The sequence below is a fragment of the Streptosporangium saharense genome, assembly GCF_014203715.1.
Lineage (GTDB): Bacteria > Actinomycetota > Actinomycetes > Streptosporangiales > Streptosporangiaceae > Streptosporangium > Streptosporangium saharense.
Genome location: NZ_JACHJP010000002.1, coordinates 197,350 through 220,445, shown reverse-complemented (window position 1 = coordinate 220,445; position 23,096 = coordinate 197,350). Strand labels below are relative to the sequence as shown.

At 70.9% G+C, this 23,096-nt stretch carries 10 protein-coding genes; 6 read left to right on the top strand and 4 right to left on the bottom strand.

Features of this window, described 5'->3' with window-relative positions; all coding sequences use genetic code 11:
• Positions 1 to 5 precede the first annotated feature (5 nt).
• Genes FHS44_RS10035 through FHS44_RS10015 form a run of 5 tightly spaced genes read left to right on the top strand, consistent with a single transcriptional unit; the run spans position 6 to position 18,657 of the window.
• Positions 6 to 13,118, top strand: coding sequence for a non-ribosomal peptide synthetase (locus tag FHS44_RS10035; RefSeq protein WP_184713699.1), 13,113 nt, complete (start codon positions 6 to 8; stop codon positions 13,116 to 13,118).
• A gap of 16 nt (positions 13,119 to 13,134) precedes the next feature.
• Positions 13,135 to 14,160 carry a class I SAM-dependent methyltransferase gene (locus FHS44_RS10030; protein ID WP_184713698.1) on the top strand — a complete coding sequence of 342 codons (1,026 nt, stop codon included), beginning with the start codon at positions 13,135 to 13,137 and terminating at the stop codon, positions 14,158 to 14,160.
• Positions 14,161 to 14,165: 5 nt separating this feature from the next.
• The gene (gene hppD / locus FHS44_RS10025) at positions 14,166 to 16,232 is read left to right on the top strand and encodes a 4-hydroxyphenylpyruvate dioxygenase (RefSeq protein WP_184713697.1); all 2,067 of its coding nucleotides are present in this window, start codon (positions 14,166 to 14,168) and stop codon (positions 16,230 to 16,232) included.
• Positions 16,229 to 17,341, top strand: a complete 1,113-nt coding sequence (locus FHS44_RS10020; protein ID WP_184713696.1) for an alpha-hydroxy acid oxidase — start codon at positions 16,229 to 16,231, stop codon at positions 17,339 to 17,341. The genes hppD and FHS44_RS10020 overlap by 4 nt, the downstream gene beginning before the upstream one ends.
• Positions 17,338 to 18,657, top strand: a complete 1,320-nt coding sequence (locus FHS44_RS10015; protein WP_184713695.1) for an aminotransferase-like domain-containing protein — start codon at positions 17,338 to 17,340, stop codon at positions 18,655 to 18,657. The genes FHS44_RS10020 and FHS44_RS10015 overlap by 4 nt, the downstream gene beginning before the upstream one ends.
• Positions 18,658 to 19,444: 787 nt before the next feature.
• On the opposite strand, the gene FHS44_RS10010 is transcribed toward FHS44_RS10015, so the two are convergent.
• From FHS44_RS10010 to FHS44_RS09995, 4 genes are all read right to left on the bottom strand, one after another.
• Complete coding sequence (locus tag FHS44_RS10010; RefSeq protein WP_184713694.1) at positions 19,445 to 19,756, bottom strand: hypothetical protein; 312 nt, start codon at positions 19,754 to 19,756, stop codon at positions 19,445 to 19,447.
• Positions 19,719 to 20,003 carry an ATP-binding cassette domain-containing protein gene (locus FHS44_RS10005; RefSeq protein ID WP_246435393.1) on the bottom strand — a complete coding sequence of 95 codons (285 nt, stop codon included), beginning with the start codon at positions 20,001 to 20,003 and terminating at the stop codon, positions 19,719 to 19,721. The genes FHS44_RS10010 and FHS44_RS10005 overlap by 38 nt, the downstream gene beginning before the upstream one ends.
• Positions 20,004 to 20,316: 313 nt before the next feature.
• Positions 20,317 to 21,180, bottom strand: coding sequence for an alpha/beta fold hydrolase (locus FHS44_RS10000; RefSeq protein WP_184713693.1), 864 nt, complete (start codon positions 21,178 to 21,180; stop codon positions 20,317 to 20,319).
• 123 nt (positions 21,181 to 21,303) lie between these two features.
• Positions 21,304 to 21,918: a TetR/AcrR family transcriptional regulator gene (locus FHS44_RS09995; protein ID WP_184713692.1), complete on the bottom strand. Its 615-nt coding sequence runs from the start codon at positions 21,916 to 21,918 to the stop codon at positions 21,304 to 21,306.
• Positions 21,919 to 22,162: 244 nt separating this feature from the next.
• Here FHS44_RS09995 and FHS44_RS09990 point away from each other — a divergent pair, with 244 nt between their 5' ends.
• Positions 22,163 to 23,095, top strand: coding sequence for an aminoglycoside phosphotransferase family protein (locus FHS44_RS09990; protein ID WP_184713691.1), 933 nt, complete (start codon positions 22,163 to 22,165; stop codon positions 23,093 to 23,095).
• The last annotated feature ends 1 nt before the right edge of the window (position 23,096 follow it).

The window sequence follows — 23,096 nt, the reverse complement described above, 5'->3', positions numbered from 1 at the left end:
AGACCATGATTCCGCTTTCCTACGCGCAGCAGCGCCTGTGGTTCATCGAACAGCTCGAAGGGCCGAGCGCCCTCTACAACACCCCTCTCGTGCTGCGGCTCGGCGGCCGGATCGACGCCGGGGCGTTGGCGGAAGCCCTGGGTGACCTGGTGGACAGGCACGAGGTGCTCCGCACGGTCTTCGTCTCCTCCGACGCCGGGCCGTACCAGGAGATCGGGGAGGCGGGCGTCCGCCCGGCGCTTGAGGCGCGGACCTGCGCGGACGAGGCGGAGTTACGGCGGGCGGTCGAGGAGGCGGTCGGACACGTCTTCGACATCTCGGCCGAGCTTCCGCTGCGGGCGTGGCTGCTGTCCCGTGGCGAGGAGGACCACGTCCTGGTCCTGCTGCTGCACCACATCGTCAGCGACGGCTGGTCGGTCGGCCCGCTCTTCGACGACCTGGAGACGGCCTACGAGGCACGGCTCGCCGGGCGGGCTCCCGTCCAGGAACCACTGCCGGTGCAGTACGCCGACTACGTGCTGTGGCAGCGGGACCTGCTCGACGGCGTCCAGGACGAGCAGCTCGCCTCCTGGCAGGGCGCGCTTGAGGACATGCCCGAGGAGCTGGCGCTGCCGTACGACAGGCCGAGGCCCGCCGTGCTCAGCCACCGGGGTGGGGTGGCGGGGTTCGGGCTGGACTCGGAGCTGCACGGGCGGCTCGTGAGGGTCGCGGCCGAGCGGCAGGTGAGCCTGTTCATGCTGCTGCAGGCCGCGGTGGCGACCCTCTACGGCCGCCTGGGGGTCGGGACGGACATCCCGCTGGGGACGCCGGTCGCGGGCCGCACGGACGAGGCGCTCAACGACCTGGTGGGGTTCTTCGTCAACACGCTCGTCCTGCGGACCGACCTGTCGGGGAATCCGACCTTCGGTGAGCTTCTGGGCCGGGTGCGGACGGCCAACCTGGACGCCTACTCCAACCAGGACGTGCCGTTCGAGCGGCTCGTCGAGCACCTGAACCCGGAGCGCGTCCCGGCCAGGCATCCGCTCTTCCAGACGGCCGTCACCTTGGACAGCCAGACGCCGTTGCCGCAGGAGTTCGCCGGGCTGGAGTGCCGGGAGTACCCGTTCGACCTGGACGTCGCGAAGTTCGACCTGTCCTTCGCCTTCACCGAGACCCCCGACGGACTGAACGGGCTGCTGGAGTACGCCACCGACCTGTTCGACCACCACACCGCGACCACGCTGACCGAACGGCTGCTGCGGGTGCTGCTGGCCGTCGCCCATGACCCGGACCTGCCGATCGGCGCCATCGACGTGCTCTCCGAGGAGGAGCGGGCCGAGATCCTCGACGAGTGGAACGAGACCGCCGCGCCGGTGCCCGGGGGGAGCCTGCCCGAGCTGTTTGCCGCGCAGGTGGCGCGCACCCCGGACGCGGTCGTGCTCAGCCAGGACGACCGGACGCTGACCTACGCGGAGCTGGACGCCCGTGCCGAACGGCTGGCACGTCGCCTGACGGCCGAGGGGGTGACCAGGGAGACGCCGGTGGTGCTCTTCCTGGAGCGTTCCTTCGAGGCGGTGACCGCCATCCTGGGGGTGCTCAAAGCGGGTGGCGTGTACGTGCCGCTGGACCCGCGCTACCCGGCCTCGCGGATCGAGGTGATCCTCCGGCAGAGCGGGGCGAGTCTGGTCCTGGGTGACGAGACCGCCCGGCGGGTGACGTTCCCGGACGACATGACGGTGCTCGACGTCGCGACCCTGCTCAACGAACCGGACACAGGTCTTACTGGGCAAAATATGCCCATTTATCGGGATCAACTGGCTTACGTCATGTTCACCTCGGGGTCCACCGGGGTGCCGAAGGGCGTCGCCGTCACCCACGGGAACGTGGTGGCGCTGGCCGTCGACAGCCGGTTCGCCGGGCAGGAGCACCGCAGGGTGCTGCTCCACTCGCCGCTGGCCTTCGACGCCTCGACCTACGAGCTGTGGGCGCCGCTGCTGTCGGGCGGACAGGTGGTCGTGGCGCCCCCGGGCGAACTCGACCTGGACGCCATGGCCGCGCTGCTGGTCGAGCGGCGCCCCACGGCGGCCTTCTTCACCACGGCGCTGTTCAACCTGCTGGCCGAGCACGGGTCGCGGCCCCTGTCGGGGGTGCGCGAGGTGTGGAGCGGCGGCGAGGCCGGATCGGTGACCGCGATGCGCCGGGCCGTCGAACGCTGCCCAGACCTGACGTTCGTCCACGTGTACGGCCCGACCGAGACCACGACCTTCGCCACCTGCCAGCCGGTGCGGCGCCCGTTCACCTACCAGACGGTCCCGCCGATCGGCGGCCCGATGGACAACATGCGGGCCTACATCCTGGACACGGCCCTGCGGCCTGTCCCGGCCAGGGTGGCGGGCGAGCTCTACCTCGCGGGTTCCGGGCTGGCGCGGGGGTACGTCGGTCAACCCGGCCTGACCGCGGAACGCTTCGTCGCCTGCCCGTACGGCGGGCGGATGTACCGCACCGGGGACCTGGTCCGCTGGACCACCTCCGGGGAGATCGAGTTCGTCGGCCGTACCGACGACCAGGTGAAGATCCGTGGCTTCCGCATCGAGCCCGGCGAGATCGAGGTCGTCGTCGCAGACCACCCCTCGGTCCGGCAGACCCTGGTGATCGTCCGCGAGGACCGTCCCGGCGACAAGCGCCTGGTCGCCTACGTCACCGGCGACGTCACCCCCCAGGGAGTGCGCGAACACGTGGCCGGGCGGCTGCCCGCCTACATGGTGCCGGTGGTCGTGGTCCTCGACGCGCTGCCGGTCACGGCCAACGGCAAGATAGACCGTCGCGCGCTGCCCGCCCCCGAGCTTGGAAGCACGGATGGGCGTGAGCCGCGTACTCCTCGCGAGGAGATCCTCTGCGGCCTGTTCGCCGAGGTCCTCGGGGTCGAGAAGGTCGGCGTCGAGGACGGCTTCTTCGAGCTGGGCGGCCACTCGCTGCTGGCGACGAAGCTGGTCAGCCGCATCCGCACCGTGTTGAAAACAGAGCTCCCCATCAGGGCGCTCTTCCAGAACCCCGACGTGGCCAGGCTTGAGCGCTACCTGTCCACCGAACAGGCCGGTGCCGTACGGCCCGCACTCACAGCCCTGTCCCGGCCCGACCATGTGCCGCTGTCCTTCGCCCAGCAACGGCTGTGGTTCATCGAACAGCTCGAAGGGCCGAGTGCCCTCTACAACACGCCTTTCGCCGTACGGCTACGCGGTCCCATCGACACCCTGGCGTTGGAGGACGCCCTCGGTGACCTGCTGGACAGGCACGAGGCGCTGCGGACCGTCTTCCCCTCGGTTGACGGCGTGCCGTACCAGAAAGTGCTGGGTGAGACCCGGCTGAGGCTGAACGTGCGGGTCTGTGACAGTGACGAGCAGGCGCGGGAGGTCGTTGAGGAGCTGGCGCTCGGGGTCTTCGACATCTCGGCCGAGCTTCCGGTGCGGGCGTGGCTGCTGTCCCGTGGCGAGGACGAGCACGTGCTGGTTCTGCTGCTGCACCACATCGCCGGGGACGGCTGGTCGCTGAGGCCGCTCTTCGACGACCTGGCCTTCGCCTACCGGGCCCGGCTGGCAGGAGGGGAACCTGACTGGGCGCCGCTGCCGGTGCAGTACGCCGACTACGCCCTCTGGCAGCGGGACCTGCTCGGCGGCCTCCAGGACGAGCAGCTCACCCACTGGCAGGCCGCGCTGGAGGACATGCCCGAGGAGCTGGCGCTGCCGTACGACAGGCCGAGGCCCGCCGCGCCCAGCCACCGGGGCGGGGTCGCGGACTTCGGGCTGGACGCGGAGCTGCACGGGCGGCTCGTGAGGGTCGCGGCCGAGCGGCAGGTCAGCCTGTTCATGCTGCTACAGGCCGCCGTGGCGACCCTCTACAACCGCCTGGGGGCCGGGACGGACATCCCGCTCGGCACCCCCACGGCGGGACGCACCGACGAGGCGCTCAACGACCTGGTCGGGTTCTTCGTCAACACGCTGGTGCTGCGGACCGATCTGTCCGGGAACCCGAGCTTCGGACAGGTGCTTGACCGGGTGCGGACCGCGAACCTGGATGCCTACACCCACCAGGACGTGCCGTTCGAGCGGCTCGTCGAGCACCTGAATCCCGAGCGCGTCCCCGCCAGGCATCCGCTCTTCCAGACGGCCGTGACCCTGGACAGCCAGACGCCGCTGCCGCAGGAGTTCGCCGGGCTGGAGTGCCGGGAGTACCCCTTCGACCTGGATGTCGCGAAGTTCGACCTGTCCTTCGCCTTCACCGAGACCCCTGGCGGACTGAACGGGTTGCTGGAGTACGCCACCGACCTGTTCGACCCTGGGACCGCGATCACCCTCACGGAGCGGCTGGTCCGGGTGCTGCGAGCGGTCGCCGACGACCCCGATCGTGCGATCACGGCCATCGACGTGCTCTCCGACGAGGAACGCGACCTGTTGGTGACCGGGTGGAACGACACCGCCGCCCCGCAGACCGTGGGCACCCTGCACCGGTTGTTCGCCGAGCAAGCTTGTAAAACCCCGGACGCCGTGGCCGTCGTCTCCGGTGACAGTCAGCTCACCTATGCCGAGCTCGACGCCCACGCCGACCACCTCGCGCACCGGCTCACCGGGGCCCGGAGGGTCGCGATCCTCATGGACCGCTCCCCCACTTTGGTCATCGCGATCCTCGCCACCCTCAAGGCCGGAGCCGCCTACCTGCCTCTCGACCCGCAACAACCCACCGAACGGCTTCAGCGGATTCTCACCGACGCCGGAGCGACCCTCCTGCTCACCGACACCACTCACGACCTGCAGATCACGACCATCACCCCATCCGCCTTTGGATCCGCACCACCTGTGCCGGACACCACAAGGCCGGACAACGCCGCCTACATCATGTTCACCTCGGGGTCCACCGGGGTGCCGAAGGGCATCACGGTCACCCACCGGAACGTGATCGACCTGGCCCGCAGCCGCTGCTTCGACGGGATCACCGCCGGGAGCGTGCTGCTGCACTCGCCGACCGCGTTCGACGCCTCGACGTTCGAGCTGTGGGTGCCGCTGCTGTCGGGCGGCCGGGTGGTCGTGGCTCCTCCGGGACAGCTCGCTACGGCTGACTTCGCGCGGTTGCTGGCCGACGGTGAGGTTGATGCGCTGTGGCTGACGGCCGGGCTGTTCACCCTGGTCGCGCAGGAGGCCCCGGAGTGCTTCGCGAGCGTGCGGGAGGTGTGGACCGGTGGCGACGTGGTCTCACCGGGCGCGGTGCGACGGGTGCTTGAGCACTGCCCCGGGGTGTTCGTGGTGGACGGCTACGGCCCCACCGAGACCACGACCTTCGCCACCTGCCACCGGATGTCCTCACCTTCGGTGCTCATCGGGCGTCCGCTGGACAACATGCGGGTCTACGTCCTGGACGAGGCGCTGCAGCCGGTCCCGGTGGGCGTCGCGGGCGAGCTGTACATCGCCGGAGCCGGTCTGGCGCGGGGTTATGTCGGCAGGCCGGGGCTGACCGCGGAACGCTTCGTGGCCTGTCCGTACGGCGGGCGGATGTACCGCACCGGGGACCTGGTCCGCTGGACCGCCTCGGGAGAGCTGGAGTTCATGGGCCGCAGCGACGACCAGGTGAAGATCCGGGGCTTCCGGATCGAACTCGCCGAGATCGAGGCCGTGACCAACGATCATCCCTCGGTCCGGCAGGCCCTGGTGGTCGTCCGCGAGGACCGCCCCGGCGACAGGCGGCTGGTCGCCTACGTCGTCGGGGAGGCCTCCGCGGAGGAAGTGCGTGAGCACGTGGCCGAAAGACTGCCCGCCTACATGGTGCCGACGGTCGTGGTCCTGGAGGCCCTGCCGGTCACGGCCAACGGCAAGATGGACCGTCGCGCGCTGCCCGCCCCCGAGTTCGAGGTCACCGAAGGGCGTGAGCCGCGTACCCCGCGCGAGGAGATCCTCTGCGGCCTGTTCGCCGAGGTCCTCGGCGTCGAGCGGGTCGGGGTTGACGACGGCTTCTTCGACCTCGGTGGGCATTCGCTGCTGGCGACGAAGCTGGTCAGCCGCATCCGCACCGTGTTGAAAACAGAGCTGCCCATCAGGGCGCTCTTCCAGAACCCCGACGTGGCCCGCCTTGAGCGCTACCTGTCCACCGAACAGGCCGGTGCCGTACGGCCCGCACTCACAGCCCTGTCCCGGCCCGACTATGTGCCGCTGTCCTTCGCCCAGCAACGCCTGTGGTTCATCGAACAGCTCGAAGGGCCAAGTGCCCTCTACAACACCCCCTTCGCCGTACGGCTACGCGGCCCCATCGACGCCGGGGCGTTGGAAAAGGCGCTGGCCGACGTGGTGGCCAGGCACGAGGCGCTGCGGACCGTGTTCCCCTCGGTTGACGGCGTGCCGTACCAGAAGGTGATTGAGGACGTCAGGCCGGAGCTGCACCTGGCGGGTGAGCTTGGGGAGGTCGTGGGCCGGGCCTTCGACCTGTCGGCGGAGCCGCCGCTGCGGGCGTGGCTGCTGCCCCGCGACGGGGACGAGCACGTGTTGGTTCTGCTGCTGCACCACATCGCCGGGGACGGCTGGTCGCTGAGGCCGCTCTTCGACGACCTGGCCCTCGCCTATCAGGCCCGGTTGGCCGGACAGGCTCCTGGCTGGGCGCCGCTGCCGGTGCAGTACGCCGACTACGCCCTCTGGCAGCGCGACCTGCTCGACACGGTCCAGGACGAACAGCTCGCCCACTGGCGGAGCGCGCTGGACGGCATGCCCGAGGAGTTGGCGCTGCCGTACGACAGGCCGAGGCCCGTCGCGCCCAGTCACCGGGGCGATCTCGCCGAGTTCAGGGTGGATGCCGAGTTGCACGGACGGCTGGTGAGGGTCGCGGCGGAGCGGCAGGTGAGCCTGTTCATGCTGCTGCAGGCCGCCGTCGCCACCCTCTACAGCCGCCTGGGCGCCGGGACCGACATCCCGCTCGGCACCCCCACGGCGGGCCGCACCGACGAGGTACTCGACGACCTGGTGGGGTTCTTCGTCAACACGCTGGTGCTGCGCACCGACCTGTCGGGGAATCCGAGTTTTGGTGAGCTTCTGGGCCGGGTGCGGGCGGCCAACCTGGACGCCTACACGCACCAGGACGTGCCGTTCGAGCGGCTCGTCGAGCACCTCAACCCGCCCCGCACGCCCGCCAGGCACCCGCTCTTCCAGACGGTCGTCACCTTCGACAACCAGACCCGTGCCGAGCTGGACTTCGCCGGGCTGCGCGGGACCATGGAGCCGGTCGGTGAGGCGCACGCCCAGTTCGACCTCAACGTCACCTTCACCGAGACCCAGGACGGCCTGGCCGGGGCGGTCGGCTACGCCCTCGACCTCTTCGACCACGACACCGCGGCGGCCCTGGCCGAGCGGCTGGTCCGGGTGCTGGAGGCGGTCGCCGACGATCCTGACCGCGCGATCGGCGCCATCGACGTGCTCTCCGACGAGGAGCGCGAGCTGCTGCTGGTCACGCGGAACGACACCGCCGCCGAGACCGACTTCGGGCGCTGCGTCCACGAGCTGTTCGAGGCCGGGGCCGCCGCCCACCCGGACGCGGTCGCCGTGGCCCTTGGCGAGAACCGGGTCACCTACGCCGAACTCAACGCCCGCGCCAACCACATCGCGCACACCCTGCTCGACCGGGGGCTGGTCCCCGAGGAGCCGGTCGCGGTGCTGATGGAGCGGAGTGTCGAGCTGGTCGCCGCGATCCTGGCCGTGGCGAAGGCCGGGGGCACCTACGCGCCGCTCGACCCCCGCTATCCGCTGCCCCGGCTGCGGCACGTGCTGGACGCGACGGACGCCCGCTTCATCCTGGTCGACACCGAGCACGTCGGGCACCCGATCGCGGGGGACCCGCTGAGGACCGTCCTGGAGATCACCGGTTCGCTTGCCGTACCGGACAATCCCGGACGGCGGATCCACCCCGACCAGTTGCTCTACGTGATGCACACCTCGGGTTCGACCGGACTGCCCAAGGGGGTCGGGGTCACCCACCGCAACGTCGTCGATCTGCTGGCCAACCCGCAGTTCCTGACCGGCGCCCACGAGCGGACGCTGCTGCACTCCCCGGCCGCGTTCGACGCCTCGACCACGGAGGTCTGGGTTCCGCTGGTGACCGGGGGCCGGATCGTGCTGGCGCCGCCGGGCGCGCTGGACGCGCACACCCTGGCCAGGACCGTCGCCGAGCACCGGGTGACGCTGGTCCAGGCACCCTCGGGGCTGCTCAGCGTGCTGGCCGCGGAGTCGCCGGAGAGCTTCCGCGAGGTCCGGCAGGTGTGGACGGGTGGGGACGTGGTGTCACCGGCCGCCGTTCGCGACCTCATGGCCACATGTCCCGAAATAACCGTTATTTCGGTGTATGCCCCGACGGAGACGACGGCCATCAAGACCTGTCACACGATGACCGCAGCGACCGGGGTCCCCGCGACGGTTCCCCTCGGCCGTCCGATGCGTAACACGAGGGTGTACGTGCTGGACGCCGGGCTGCGGCCGGTCCCGGCCGGGGTCGCGGGCGAGCTGTACATCGCGGGCACCGGTCTGTCCCGGGGGTACGTCGGCAAGCCCGGCCTGACCGCCGAACGGTTCGTCGCCTGCCCGTACGGCCCGCCCGGCGAGCGGATGTACCGCACCGGGGACCTGGTCCGCTGGAACGCCTCCGGCGAGCTGGAGTTCGTGGGCCGCGTCGACGACCAGGTGAAGATCCGTGGCTTCCGGGTCGAGCTGGCCGAGGTCGAGGCGGTCCTGGCCGCCCACGCGTCGGTACGGCGCGCGCTGGTGGTGGCCAGGGAGAACCGGCTGGTCGCCTACGTCACCGGGGAGGGCAGTCCCGAGCAGGTGCGCGCCTACGCCGCGAGCAGGCTGCCGGACTACATGGTGCCCGCCGCGGTCATGGTGCTGGACGCGCTGCCGGTCACGGCCAACGGCAAGGTGGACCGTCGCGCGCTGCCGGACCCCGATTTCGGGACGGCCGGGGGCCGGGGGCCGCGCACCCCACGGGAGGAGATCCTCTGCGGCCTGTTCGCCGAGGTCCTCGGTGTCGAGAAGGTGGGCATCGACGACGGCTTCTTCGACCTGGGCGGGCACTCGCTGCTCGCCACCAGGCTGGTCAGCCGGATCCGTACGGCCCTGGGTGTCGAGGTGTCCGTCAGGGCGCTCTTCCAGCACCCCGACGTGGCCGGGCTCGGCCGTCACCTGGAGCGGGCGGGGCACGACGAGGTCCGGCCGCTGCTGCTGCCGGTCGTCCGTCCCGAGCGGGTGCCGCTCTCCCCCGCCCAGTCGCGGCTGTGGTTCATCGAGCAGATGAGGGGCGTCGGCGGCCTCTACAACTCGCCGCTGGCGCTGCGGCTCTCCGGCCCGCTCGACCTGGCCGCCCTGCGGGAGGCGCTCTGCGACGTGGTGGAGCGGCACGAGGTGCTGCGCACGGTGTTCCCGGTCGTGGGCGGCGTGCCGTACCAGGAGGTGCTGGGCGGGGTGCGGCCCGAGCTGCACGTGCGGGAGGTCAGGGACGAACGGCACCTGCGCGAGTGCCTCGGCCAGGCCCAGGGACACGTCTTCGACCTGTCGGTCGAGCTGCCGATCCGGGCCTCGCTCCTCGTCCTGGGCCGTGGGGAGCACGTGCTCGCGCTGGTCATGCACCACATCGCCGGGGACGGCTGGTCCATCGGGGCGCTGCTGCGCGACCTGGCCACCGCCTACGCGGCGCGGTTGGAGGGGAAGGCACCCGGCTGGGCGCCGCTGCCGGTGCAGTACGCCGACTACGCCCTCTGGCAGCGGGAACTCCTCGACACCGTCCACGACGAGCAGCTCTCCCACTGGCGGACCGCGCTGGAGGGAGCGCCCGAGGAGCTGGCGCTGCCGTACGACAGGCCAAGGCCGGTGGTCGCGACGAACCGGGGCGACTCGGTCGAGCTGCGGCTCGACGCCGGGACGCACGCGGCCCTCGTGGCGCTGGCCAGGCGGGAGAACGCCAGCCTGTTCATGGTGGTCCAGGCGGCGCTGGCCGTACTGCTCGGCGGGCTCGGCGCGGGCACCGACCTGCCCGTCGGCACCGTGATCGCCGGGCGCACCGACGAGGCGCTGGACGACCTGGTGGGGTTCTTCGTCAACACGCTGGTGCTGCGGACCGACATCTCGGGGAACCCGACCTTCACCGAGCTGGTCGGCCGGGTGCGGACGCTGGACCTGGACGCCTACGGTCACCAGGACGTGCCGTTCGAGCGGCTGGTCGAGGTGCTCAACCCGGCCCGTTCGATGGCCAGGCACCCGCTCTTCCAGGTGATGCTGACGCTGCACGACACCACGGGAGAGGCCCCCGAGCTGCCCGGACTGCGGGCGAAGGTCATGGAGCTGGAGACCGACGTCGCCAAGTTCGACCTGTCCTTCGGGCTGTGCGAGACGCGCGACGGGCTGAGCGGGGTACTGGAGTACGCCACCGAGCTGTTCGACCGGATCACGGCCGAGGAGATCGCGGGCCGGTTCGTCCGGGTGCTCGAAGCGGTAGCCGCGGACCCCGGCCTGCGGGTCGGCCAGGTGGACCTGCTGACGCCCGCCGAGCGGGAGCGCCTGCTGGACTATCAGGAGTTCACCCCGGTCCCGGGCACGCTGAAGGACCTCTTCGAGGCGCGGGCGGCCGACGGTCCCGAGCGGGTGGCGCTGACCTTCGGCGAGGAGGAGCTGACCTACGCCGAGCTGGACGAGCGCGCCAACCGGCTGGCGAACCTGCTGGTCGAACGCGGGGTCGGCCCCGAGCGGCTGGTCGCCCTGGCGCTGCCGCGCTCGCTGGAGCTGGTGGTGGCGATCGTCGCGGTCGTCAAGGCGGGTGGCGCCTACGTGCCGATCGACCCCGGCTACCCGGCCGACCGCATCGCCTACACCCTCGACGACGCGGCCCCGGTCCTGCTGGTGAGCACGGCCTCGACCGTGGCCGGACTGCCGCCGAGCGCGCTACCGTACGTCCTGCTGGACGAGGTGGACCTCGGCGGCCACGCGGCGACCAGCCCCGTGACCGGTCCCGTGCGGGAGAACCCCGCCTACGTCATCTACACCTCGGGCTCGACCGGCAGGCCCAAGGGCGTGGTGGTCCCGCACGGCAACGTGGTGCAGCTCATGGCCGCGACCGAGCGCCACTTCTCCTTCGGCCCCGACGACGTGTGGACGCTGTTCCACTCCTGCGCCTTCGACTTCTCCGTCTGGGAGCTGTGGGGTCCCCTGCTGTACGGCGGGCGCCTTGTCGTCGTGCCGTACGAGGTCAGCCGCTCCCCGAGGGAGTTCCTCGCCCTGCTGGCCAGGGAGCGCGTCACCGTGCTCAACCAGACCCCCGCTGCCTTCTACCAGCTCATGCAGGCCGAAGAGCCGGGCACGGAGCTGGCGCTGCGCGGCGTCGTCTTCGGCGGTGAGGCGCTCGACCTGGGCAGGCTCGCCGACTGGTACGGCAGGCACCCCGACGACGCCCCGGTGCTGGTCAACATGTACGGCATCACCGAGACCACGGTCCACGTCACCTACCGGGCCCTGGACGCTGCGACCGCCGAGGGGCAGAGCCGCTCGCTCATCGGGACCGCGATCCCCAGCCTGCGCGTCCACGTCCTGGACTCCGCGCTGCGGCCCGTCCCCGTGGGGGTCGCGGGTGAGCTGTTCGTCGCCGGGGAGGGCCTGGCCCGTGGCTACCACGACCGGCCCGCGCTGACCGCCGAAAGGTTCGTCGCCGACCCCTACGGCCCGCCCGGCACCCGGATGTACCGCACCGGCGACCTGGCCCGCTGGAACCGGGACGGGGAGCTGGAGTATCTCGGCAGGATCGACGACCAGGTCAAGATCCGGGGCTTCCGCATCGAACTCGGCGAGGTCAACGCGGTCCTCGGCGCCCAGCCGGACGTGGCCCACAGCGCGGTCGTCGTCCGTGACGACCGGCTCGTCGGCTATCTCGTCCCCAGGGCCGGTACGGAGATCGACGTGGCCGTGCTGCGGGCCGTACTGGCAGGGACGCTGCCCGAGCACATGGTGCCCGCCGCGCTGGTTGTCGTGGCCGCGCTGCCGCTGACCCCGAACGGCAAGCTCGACCAGCGGGCGCTGCCCGCCCCCGGATACGCCGCGGCCGAGGACGGCAGAGGGCCGCGCGACCCCCGGGAGGAGGCGCTCTGCGAACTGTTCGCCGACGTCCTCGGCCTGGAGCGGGTGGGCATCGACGACAACTTCTTCGACCTGGGCGGTCACTCGCTGCTCGCGGCCAGGCTGGTTGCGGAGATCCGGCTTCGGGCCGGGCTCGACGTCGGGGTCCGGGACCTGTTCCAGGCGCCGACCGTGGCCGAGCTGGCCGCGCTCGGCGGTTCCCCGAACCGGGAGAGCTTCCCGGTGCTGCTGCCGATCAGGGCGCGCGGGACACGCGACCCGCTGTTCTGCGTGCACCCGGCGGCGGGCATCAGCTGGGTCTACACCGGCCTGCTCGGACACCTCGACGCCGACCGGCCGATCTACGGGCTCCAGGCGCCCGGCCTGGGCGATCTGTCCCTGCACCCGGCCAGCGTGGAGAAGCTGGCCCTGACCTACGTCGAGCAGATCAGGCAGGTCCAGCCGGAGGGCCCCTACGCGCTGCTCGGCTGGTCCTTCGGCGGGGTGGTCGCGCACGCGGTCGCCGCCGAACTCCAGGCCACGGGCGAGCGGGTCGAGCTGCTCGCGATCCTGGACGGCTACCCGGAGCTCGACGAACACCCCTCCGACAGGGATCCCGCCCTGCTCGCCGCGATCCTCACCTCCCTCGGGCAGCCCGTCGGTGAGATCCCCGCCTGGCCCAGCACCCCCGAGGAGCACGCCGCGCTCGTCGGGCACGGTCAGGGACCGCTGTCCGGGCTGAGCGGCGAGGCCGTCGCCCGCGTCGTCGGGGTCTTCCTGGCCAACCTGGCGCTCGCCGCCGACAGGCCCAAGCGGGCCTATGACGGCGACGTGCTCTTCTTCCTCGCCGCGAAGGACCGTCCCGGCGACGCTCCCGACCCGGCGGCCTGGCGGCCCCACGTGACCGGCCGCCTCGACATCCACCCCGTTCCCGTCACCCACGGCGAGATGACCGGCGCCGACGCGCTGTCGGTCATCGGCCCGGTGCTCGACTCCCACCTCCGTTTGTTTCCGAACTCCTGAGATTGGACGAAAAATCATGAACAAGTACGACATTCCCGAGCAGTGGCACGGCCAGGCTTCGACCCCGATCGCCCCGGCCGACGCCTACAACGGCTACATCGCCGCCAACGTGATCTTCGCCCTGGACCGGCTCGGCCTGATGGAGCGGATCGGCAGGGGCGACCGGCTCTACACCGAGGACTACGCGGACAACGGACGCGCCCTGGCCCTGCTGCGCGCCGCGACCTGCTGCGGCTACCTCAAGGCCGACGACGACGTCTACATCCCCACCGAGGCCGGAAGGGAGATCGCCCGCTCGCGCGGCTACTTCACCTGGGCGGTCGGCGGCTACAACGAGGTGTTCGGCAACGCAGGGCAGCTCACGGACGGCTTACGCCACTACGACCCGAGCGACATCCACCGCGACGAGGCGATGGTCGCGCTCGGCTCCGCCCAGTGCGACCAGGCCATGTTCGCCGCGCTGCTGGACGAGGTGCTCGACGACGTCGACTTCGGCACCATCGCCGACCTCGGCAGCGGCAACAGCGCCAGGGTCAGCCGGGTCGTGTCCCAGCGGCCCGGCACCCGGGGCATGGGCATCGACATCAGCGAGCCCGCGACGCTCATGGCCAGGCGCGACATCGCCTCGGCCGGTCTGCAGGACCGGGTCCAGGCCGTCCAGGCCGACGTGCTCGACGTCCTCGACAGGCAGCGGCAACTGGAGATCACCGGCGAGGTGGACACGGTGATGAGCTTCTTCCTCCTGCACGACCTGCTCGCCAACCCGGGAACCCGCGCCGACATCATGCCGAGGATGCGGGAGGCCTTCCCCAACGCCCGCAGGTTCGTCCTGGGCGACACCATGCTCCGCGACCGGATCGACCACGAGAGCATGCAGCCGATCTTCTCGGTCGGGTTCGAGCTGGCCCACGCCATGATGGGCGTCCCCCTGCACACCAAGGCCACCTACGACCGGATCTTCACCGACGCCGGCCTGCGCATCGCCAGGGTCGAACCGTTCGCCACCCCGCACTCCTGGCTCTACGTCCTCGACGTGGTGTGATGACGATGAGACACCTCCTGGCGCAGAACGAGAACCCCTTCGGCCCGTTGCCCTCCGTCCGTGCCGCGCTGATGCGGGCGATCGACGGCCTCAACCGCTACCCCGAGTTCCGGCCCGCCTCGCTGACCCGGACGATCGCCGACTGGCAGGGCGTCCAGCCGGGCGAGGTGCTCGTCGGCACCGGCTCCGCGGGCGTCGCGCACGACCTGTTCCGCGGCCTGCTGAGCCCCGGCGACAGGGTCATCCACAGCGACCCCTGCTTCGACGTCTACCCGATGCTCTGCGCGATGGCCCAGGCCGAGGCGGTCGCCGTGCCGCTCGGCGAGGACGCCAGACACGACCTGACCGCCATGGCCGAACGGATCGACGAGCGGACCAGGCTGATCGTCCTGTGCAACCCGCACAACCCCACCGGGACCGTCTACACCTGGGACGAACTGACCGCCTTCTTCGCCCTGGTCCCGTCGTCCGTGGTCATCCTGCTCGACGAGGCGTACGTGGACTTCGCCCCCGACCTGGGCGCCCCCGAGGTGGCCACGCGCCTGGCCGACTGGCCCAACCTCGTGGTCCTGCGCACCTTCTCCAAGTCACACGGCCTGGCCGCGCTGCGGATCGGCTACGCGATGGCCGACGCCGGGATCGTCGAGCGCGTCACCCCGCACCAGGTCCCCTACACCCCGGGCCAACTCCAGCTCGCCGCCGTCCGGGCCGCCATAGCCGCCGACGACGAGGTACGGCAGCGCATCCGGCTGATCTCCCACCAGCGCGACCGGCTGCGCCAGAGACTGACCGCCCTCGGCTGGTCCGTCACGCCGAGCCGTACCAACTTCCTGTGGATCACCACGGGCGACCCCGCCCGGCTCGACCTCGCGCGGGCCGCCCTCGAACGGTACGGCGTGGCCGCCCGGCTCTACCCGGGGCGGGCCATCCGGCTTGCCGTCGGCGACCAGGTGGCCAACGACGCGGTGGTCACCGCGCTTTCCACCCTCAAGAACGAGAGCACCATGCCTGTTGACGTCACCCTGGACCACATCGAACTCTACGTCGAGGACATCGCCTCGCAGATCGACCGGCTCACCACGGGCTACGGCTTCGACCTGCTGATCCCGCCGAGCCCCCGCGCCGGATACGAGGAGCAGCTCTCCGCGCTGCTCGGCCAGGACGGCATCCGCGTCCTGCTCACCCAGCCGCTGTCGCCCGCGCATCCGGGGACGGGCTACCTGAGGCGGCACGGGGACGGCGTCGCCGACATCGTGCTGCGGGTCGCCGACGCGGGCGCCACCTACACCGAGCTGGTCGAACGCGGCGCCGACGGCCTGTCCCGGCCCGTCGAGCACGCGGGATGCGTCGCCGCCACGGTCTCCGCCTTCGGCGACATCGGGCACACCCTCCTCGAACGCGCCCCCGGCGTCCCCGAGGGACGCATCCCCGGCCTGCCCGACCCGCTTCCCGTCAGAGGCGGCGGGGTCGGGCTGCGGACCATCGACCACTTCGCGATCTGCCTGCCGCTGGGCGAGCTGGACAAGACCGTCCGCCGCTACAACGAGGTCTTCGGCTTCTCCACCATCTTCTCCGAGCGGATCGAGATCGGCGCGCTCGGCATGGACTCCACGGTCGTGCAGAACGCCGACCGGACCGTCACCTTCACCCTGATCGAGCCGCTCTCGGTGAACTCGGGCGGCCAGATCGTCACCTTCCTCGCCGACCACGGCGGCGCCGGGGTGCAGCACGTCGCCTTCGACTCACGCGACATCGTCGTCACCGTCGGCACGATGGCCGAGCGTGGCGTGCCCTTCCTGCGCGCCCCCGAGGTCTACTTCGACCGGCTGCTCGACCGGCTCACCCCGATGCGCCACTCCGTGCGGCAGCTCCAGGACCTGCACCTGCTGGCCGACCAGGACCACGACGGCCAGCTCTACCAGATCTTCACCCGCTCGGAGCACCCGCGCGGCACCTTCTTCTACGAGGTGATCGAGCGGGCCAAGGCCAGGACCTTCGGCAGCAACAACGTGCGCGCCCTGTACGAGGCCGTCGAACTGCAGAACAACAGCGCCAGGGAGAGCACGGGATGACCGGGCTGTCCGTGACGGACTTCGCCGCCGAGGCCAGGGCCGTACTGGACACCCCTGTCTGGGACTGGCTCGACGGGGGCGCGGAACGCGAATGGACGGTCGCGGGCAACAGGGCGGCGCTCGACCGCGTCGCCCTGGTCCCCCGCGTCCTGGCCGACGTCTCGGCCTGCGACACCAAGACGACGCTCGTCGAGAGCGGCGCGAACCTGCCGGTGGCGATCGCACCGGTGGCCTACCACCGGCTCTTCCACCCGGACGGGGAACTGGCCACCGCACGGGCCGCCGCCACGGCGGGCGTGCCCTTCACCGTGGGCACGCTGAGCAGCGTCGGCCTCGACGAACTCGCCGCGACCGGCGCGGTCCTGTGGTTCCAGCTCTACTGGCTGCGCGACCGCGGCAGACTCCTCGATCTGGTACGGCGGGCGGAGGAGGCGGGCGTCGAGGCGCTGGTCGTCACGGTCGACGTGCCCTTCATGGGACGGCGGCTGCGCGACGCGGCCAACGGCATGACCCTGCCGCCCACGGTCCGGGCCGCGCTGCTGGACGAGGGCTCCTCCGGCCGCGCCCACCGGCGAACCAAGGACGCCTCCGCCATCGCCTCGCACACGGCCGAGCTCTTCTCTCCCGCCGTCACCTGGCACGACGTCGCCTGGCTGCGCGAGCGGACCCGGCTGCCGCTGGTGCTCAAGGGGGTGCTCGACCCCCAGGACGCCGTGCGCGCGGCGGCCGAGGGCGCGCGGGCCGTGGTCGTCTCCAACCACGGCGGCCGCCAGCTCGACCAGGCCGTCCCCGCCGCCATGGCGCTGCCCGCCGTGGCCGAGGCGGTCGCGGGGCTGCCCGACGCGCGGTTCCAGGTGCTCCTCGACAGCGGCATCCGCAGCGGCTCCGACATCCTGGCCGCGCTCGCGCTCGGCGCCTCCGGCGTCCTGCTCGGCCGCCCGGTGATCTGGGGCCTGGCGGCCGGGGGCGAGAGCGGCTGCGCCCGGGTGCTCTCCCTCCTGGAGACCGAGCTGCGCAACGCCCTCGGCCTCGCGGGCTGCCCCGACCTACGGTCCGCGACGCGTCTGCGGGTCGCCTCCATGCCCTACTTCCCGGGAAAGACCCCATGACCGTACAGACACCGACCCGACACGACCTGAGCCTGGACGACCTGCACGGCTCGCTGACCGACCCGGCCATGAGCGCGATGAACCTGCTCAACGAGATCTCGATGCGCTACCCGGCGGCGATCTCCTTCGCCGCCGGGCGACCGGCCGAGGACTTCTTCGACGTCGCCGACGTCCACGAATACCTTGGGGTCTTCCACGACCACCTGCGCACCGCGCGTGGCCTGACCGAGCAGGAGGCCCGGCGCCTGCTGCTCCAGTACGGCAGGACAAAGGGGATCATCCACGACCTGGTCCGCGAGCACCTGCGGATCGACGAGGACATCCACGTCCCCGCCGAGTCGATCGTGGTGACCGTCGGCTGCCAGGAGGCGATGTTCCTGGTGCTGCGGGCCCTCGCCACGTCACCGCAGGACGTGCTGCTTGCCGTCTCCCCCACCTACGTCGGCCTGACCGGCGCCGCGCTGCTGACCGGGCTGCCGGTCTGGCCGGTGCGCGGCGGGGATGAGGGGCTGGACCTGGCCGACCTGCGCGCCCAGATCGGCCGGGCCAGGTCACGTGGGCTGCGGCCCCGCGCCCTCTATCTGGTGCCGGACTCCGCCAACCCCACCGGGGCCAGCCTGCCCCCTCGGCTGCGTCAGGAGGTGCTGGACCTGGCCTCGGAGGAGGACTTCCTCCTGCTTGAGGACAACCCCTACGGCTTCTTCGGCGGAGGCGAACCACTGCCCACCCTCAAGGCCATGGACACCGAGCGGAGGGTCGTCTACCTGGGATCCTTCGCCAAGACCGCCCTGCCCGGCGCCAGGATCGGCTACGTCGTGGCCGACCAGCGGATCTCCGACGGGTCGCTCCTGGCCGACCGGCTGGCGATGATCAAGAGCATGACGACGGTGAACACCTCGCCGATCGCCCAGGCCGTCATCGGCGGTGCCCTGCTCAAGCACGGCTGCAGCCTGCGCGCGGCCAACCTCAGACAGGCCGCTCTCTACCGCAGGAACCTGCGGCTCGTCCTCGACGGGCTGGCCGAGCGCTTCCCCCCTGGCCACGGCGTCACCTGGAACACCCCGCCGGGCGGCTTCTTCCTCGTGGTGACCGTCCCCTTCCAGGTTGACGACGAACTGCTCGAACACTCGGCGAGCCACCACGGCGTCATCTGGACGCCGATGTCGCACTTCTGCCCGGACGGCGGCGGCGAACGGCAGCTCAGGCTCTCCCTCAGCCAGGTCACCCCGGAGACGGTCGGCCAGGGCCTGGACCGCCTGGCCGCCCTGATCGGGGAGCGCCTGCGCCAGGTGAGTCCCGCGACCTGTCCCGGGTGAGGCCGTACCGCCGCCTCCGAACTGTGGTCCGGTGGTCTGGACATGACCCCGGTGGGCCGCACCGCGACCCACCGGGGACCGGATCAACTACGGCTTGGCAGGCTAGGACCCCGGCTCGCGTCCGGCCCTCCCGTCAACGGAGGCGCTCGGCGCCGAGAAGGATCTCGACCGCGAACCGGACCTCCTGACCGAGGAGAGTCCATCAGGACGCGCGGCAGGAGACCGGAGCGGCGAAACAGGCGGACCGGGCCCGCCGTACGACACGTGGGGAAGCGGTCCCGCCGCGTCCGCCTGTGGTGGAGCGGCGCCGGACTGACCACCGCCGTCGGCATCGTGATCACGATCCTCGTCCTCGGCACGGGCGGTGAGGTCCTCCCGGACGCCGCCACGTCGTCATGCGCCTATGTGATCGACGGCCCCGCGGGCGTTTATCCATCCCCGGACACGAGAACCGCTCCGATCAAGTTCAAAAAGAAAAGGGACAGGGTCAACCTGCTCGACGATTCGCCCCGGTCGGCGGAGTGGGCCAGAGTCTTCACCCCCAGGGACCAACCGGGTTTTCACTGGATGCTCACCCGGCAACTCGGCCCCCGGCGACCATGCTGAAAACCCCAAACAAGGTATTCAGCCGAGTGCGGTAGGCGACAGGGCCTTCGCTCTCGCCAAGGAGGTGGTCCCAATGGCCGAACTGGAACAGGACGTGTGGGCACCCGTTTCGCGGGCGCTCGTCGGTGCGGTGCCATGACCGAGATCTACAAGTCCGAGGCGTCGTTCGTGCTGGGGTGTTTCAGATGCGAGGCTGAAGGGTGCGCCGGATGGCGACACCGCCCAGTGCGAGAGCGGGGATGAGCAGGATTCCCGCTTCGGTCCACTGGAACTGCCAGAACCTGTCCGCGGGGTGGAATTCGGCGACCTGTCGATAGCCGTGACTGAATGAGCACTCGTCGTACTTCTTGGTCGCCACATCCGTCCCGCAGGGGCCGGCGAGCGCGAGCTCTCTGTCCTGAGCGGAGTAGTTCACGCCGTTTCCGTTGATCCAGTAGCTCGTCACGTGCAGGGAGTCATGCGGTTCGGGATCGTCCGTGGCCGTAGCCTGCACGGCTCGCTCCGGTGTCGCGTAGGAGGATGGCGCCCTGAGGAGTCCGAAGAACACCAACGCGCACACCGCCATCGCCGCTGTCGCTGATCACCGGCATCCGGGCCGCCATCCCGTCGGCGAGCTCAGCCGGACCAGACAGCATCCGGTGGACGGCGAGCAGATGCGGGAACGTGGATTTGCCCGCGCCATTTGGTCCAACGAGTGCGATGACCCGGCCGGCGGGGACGGACAGCGTGCAGTCACGCAACGCCCATGTGCCCCGATACCGCTTGGTGAGCCTCGTGGCCTCCAGAGCGGTCGGGCTCTGTGCGGGGGTGGTGAACTCACCGCCTCCGCCGCCGAAACGGGAGCTGAAGGCGCCGCTGAAGACCCCGAACGGGGCGCTGGAGGAAAAGGCGGGTCGGTCCGATCAGCCGTGCCCGGCTTCGCCCAAAGCCTTACCCCGTCCCGCGAGCCGGGCGTTTCTCTCCGTTGAACACGAACTGTGGAACGCGGCACCGAACAGTGCGGGCGTAGAACGTCGAGGATGCACGCGGCTCCCCGCGATTGACGGTTGTTGGCTATCGCCCGGTGTGCCGGAGGATCGCGGCGGAGATCCGAGGAATCACCGATGGCGGGAACCCGTGTCCCATTCCCTCGATGGGCAGGAACTCGCTGCCGGGGATCGCCGCCGCCAGGGCCTTCCCGTGGGCGAAGGGCGCCATAGGATCGTCCGAGCCGTGAATCACCAGGGTCGGAGCGGTGATCGAGCCGACAAGCCCGGAACGGTCACGGGAGGCGAAGGCCGCGAGGATGTGGTTCTTCGAGGCGTGGCCCGCATCGGTGGCGTTCTCGATCTCCCGCTCGATGGTCGCGCGCGTGGCCGCCTCGTCGAACGCCGTCAACCGTCCGGCGAGGATGCGTGCCAGTTTGAGATGCGACTCGACGTGCTCCTCCCGGGTGCTGGGCGGATTGGCGATCTGTTCGGCGTCCCAGGCGGCCAGCCGTGGATCGCGTACGGTGCCCCGGAAGGTGTTGGTCGCGGGGTCGAGGGGCTCGGCGCTCGACATGATGACCGTCAGGCTGCGCAGCCGGTCGGCGTGTTCGAGCGCGATCTCCTGGGCGATCATGCCGCCCATCGACGCGCCGACCACGTCCGCCGTGGCGATGCCCAGACCGTCGAGCAGGCCGACCGCGTCCTGGGCGAGGTCGACCATGGTGTACGGGTTGGCCTCGTAGTCCACACGGCCGGACAGCCCGGTGTCTCGGTTGTCGTAGCGGATGACGTACCGGCCTCCCTCCTGGAGAAGGCGGCAGAGCTCGTCGGGCCAGGTGGCGCCTCGGGCGCCGAGCCCCATCACGAGCAGCAGCGCGGGGTCGGCCGAGTCACCGAACGTCTCGCACCACAGACGGATCCCGTTGGCCTCGACTATGCGTTCCATCATGTTCTGTCCCTCGTTCTGGCGCTACGACATCCCGTACGAGGACGAGCGCTCACGGAGTTCCCGCAGCGTCCCCCCCATGGCAAAAAGTATATACACGTTAACTTTTTGCTTGATCCGGAGCCGTCACAATCCAGTCGGCACATGCAGGACGGCGAGCATCTGGGCCCGCAGGTGCACGCCCAGCGCCCGGATGTCATCGCTCAGCCGGGCGGCGAGCACCGCCGTCACCATCCCCATGACGGAGGTGACGGCGATCCGCGCCGCGAGGTCCGACAGCTCCGGCCGTACCTCGATCAGCAGCCCGACCCACTCCTCACGTATCTGCCGCATCTGGCGGTTGAGCCGCCGCCGATCCCGCTCCGGCAGCCACAGCAGCTCGGCCTGCATGATCAGAGTCAGACTCCGGTTCTCGACGGACGACCGGGAGAACCAGTCCACCAGGGCGACCAGCGCCTCCCGCGGGTCCCGGTCCCGGTCGGCCAGCGCGGCTCGCGTCCCCTCCCGAAGGCGTTCCAGCGACAACTCGATCAGGGCGAGGAGGATGGCCTGTTTGCCGGGGAAGTGCCGGTAGACCGCGGGTCCGGAGATGCCCACCGCGGCCCCGATGTCGTCGATCCCGGTGTCGGCGTAACCACGCTCCACGAAGAGCCGGGCCGCCTGCAGCAGGATGACCCGCTTGCGCACCCCATGTTTGCGCCCCTGCGAGATGAGGGATTCCAACTCGTCGGACTCGGCCACGTACGTACCCCTCTGAAAGAAACGGGAACCACGGTTAACATATTGGATAGAGGCTGACCAGGGTGGAAGAAGGACGCCACGACGCCTCCCTGACCCCGGCGGCACACGACCGAGCCGGTAGGCTCTGCGCGGGCCGCTTCGGAGATCATCTTCCGGCCGTACGGGCCACCCGCGGACAGCAAGGCACGACCGCCTCGGAACCCCGTTCACCGCCGAGTTCTGGTTCATGAAGGAGATACCCGGCATGAGCACGCCGATCCCCGTCCACGTCCCCGACGCGTTCGCCGCGGCGTACGGCAAGGGCAACGCGTCCCGCCGTGCCTGGATCGCCGAACTGCCCCGGCTGGCCGCGGACTTCCTGGACCACTGGGCTCTGCGGCCGGACGGCCCCGCGGAGCACGGCCAGGCCTCGCTCGTGCTGCCGGTGATCCGCGCGGACGGTGAGCCCGCGGTGCTGAAATTCCAGCAGGCGAGCGAGGACAACGCCAGCGCCGCGCTTGGCCTGCGGGCGTGGGACGGCAACGGTGTGGTGCGTCTGCTCGACCACGACCCGGACACCGGCACCATGTTGCTGGAACGACTGGACGCGGCCCGGCCGCTGTCGTCGGTGGCCGACGACGACACCGCCATGCGGATCCTCGCCGAACTGATGGCGCGCCTGGTCGCGGTACCCGCCCCACCCGGTGTGCGGCATCTGGCCGACATCGCCGCCGCCATGCTGGACGAGGTTCCACGCGCCGTGCCGGCGTTGCGTGACCCGGCCGAGCGACGGCTGGTACGCACCTGCGCGTCCGCCGTGGCCGAACTGATCGGCGAATCCGGTGACCGCCTGCTGCACTGGGACCTGCACTACGACAACGTCCTGGCCGGGCGACGGGAACCATGGCTGGCCATCGACCCCGAACCGCTGGCCGGTGACCCCGGCTTCGACCTGTGGCCCGCGCTGGACAGCCGGTGGGAGGAGGCGGTGGTGGCGACCGGCGACGTGACCCGCGCGGTCCTTCGCCGCTTCGACCTCCTCACCGAGGTGCTCGGCCTGGACCGGCGGCGGGCGACCGGGTGGACGCTCGGCCGCATCCTGCAGAACGCGTTGTGGGACATCGAGGACGGCAAGACCGCGCTGGAACCCGCCCAGGTCACCCTTGGCATGACCCTGCTGCGCCGTCATACACCGTGAG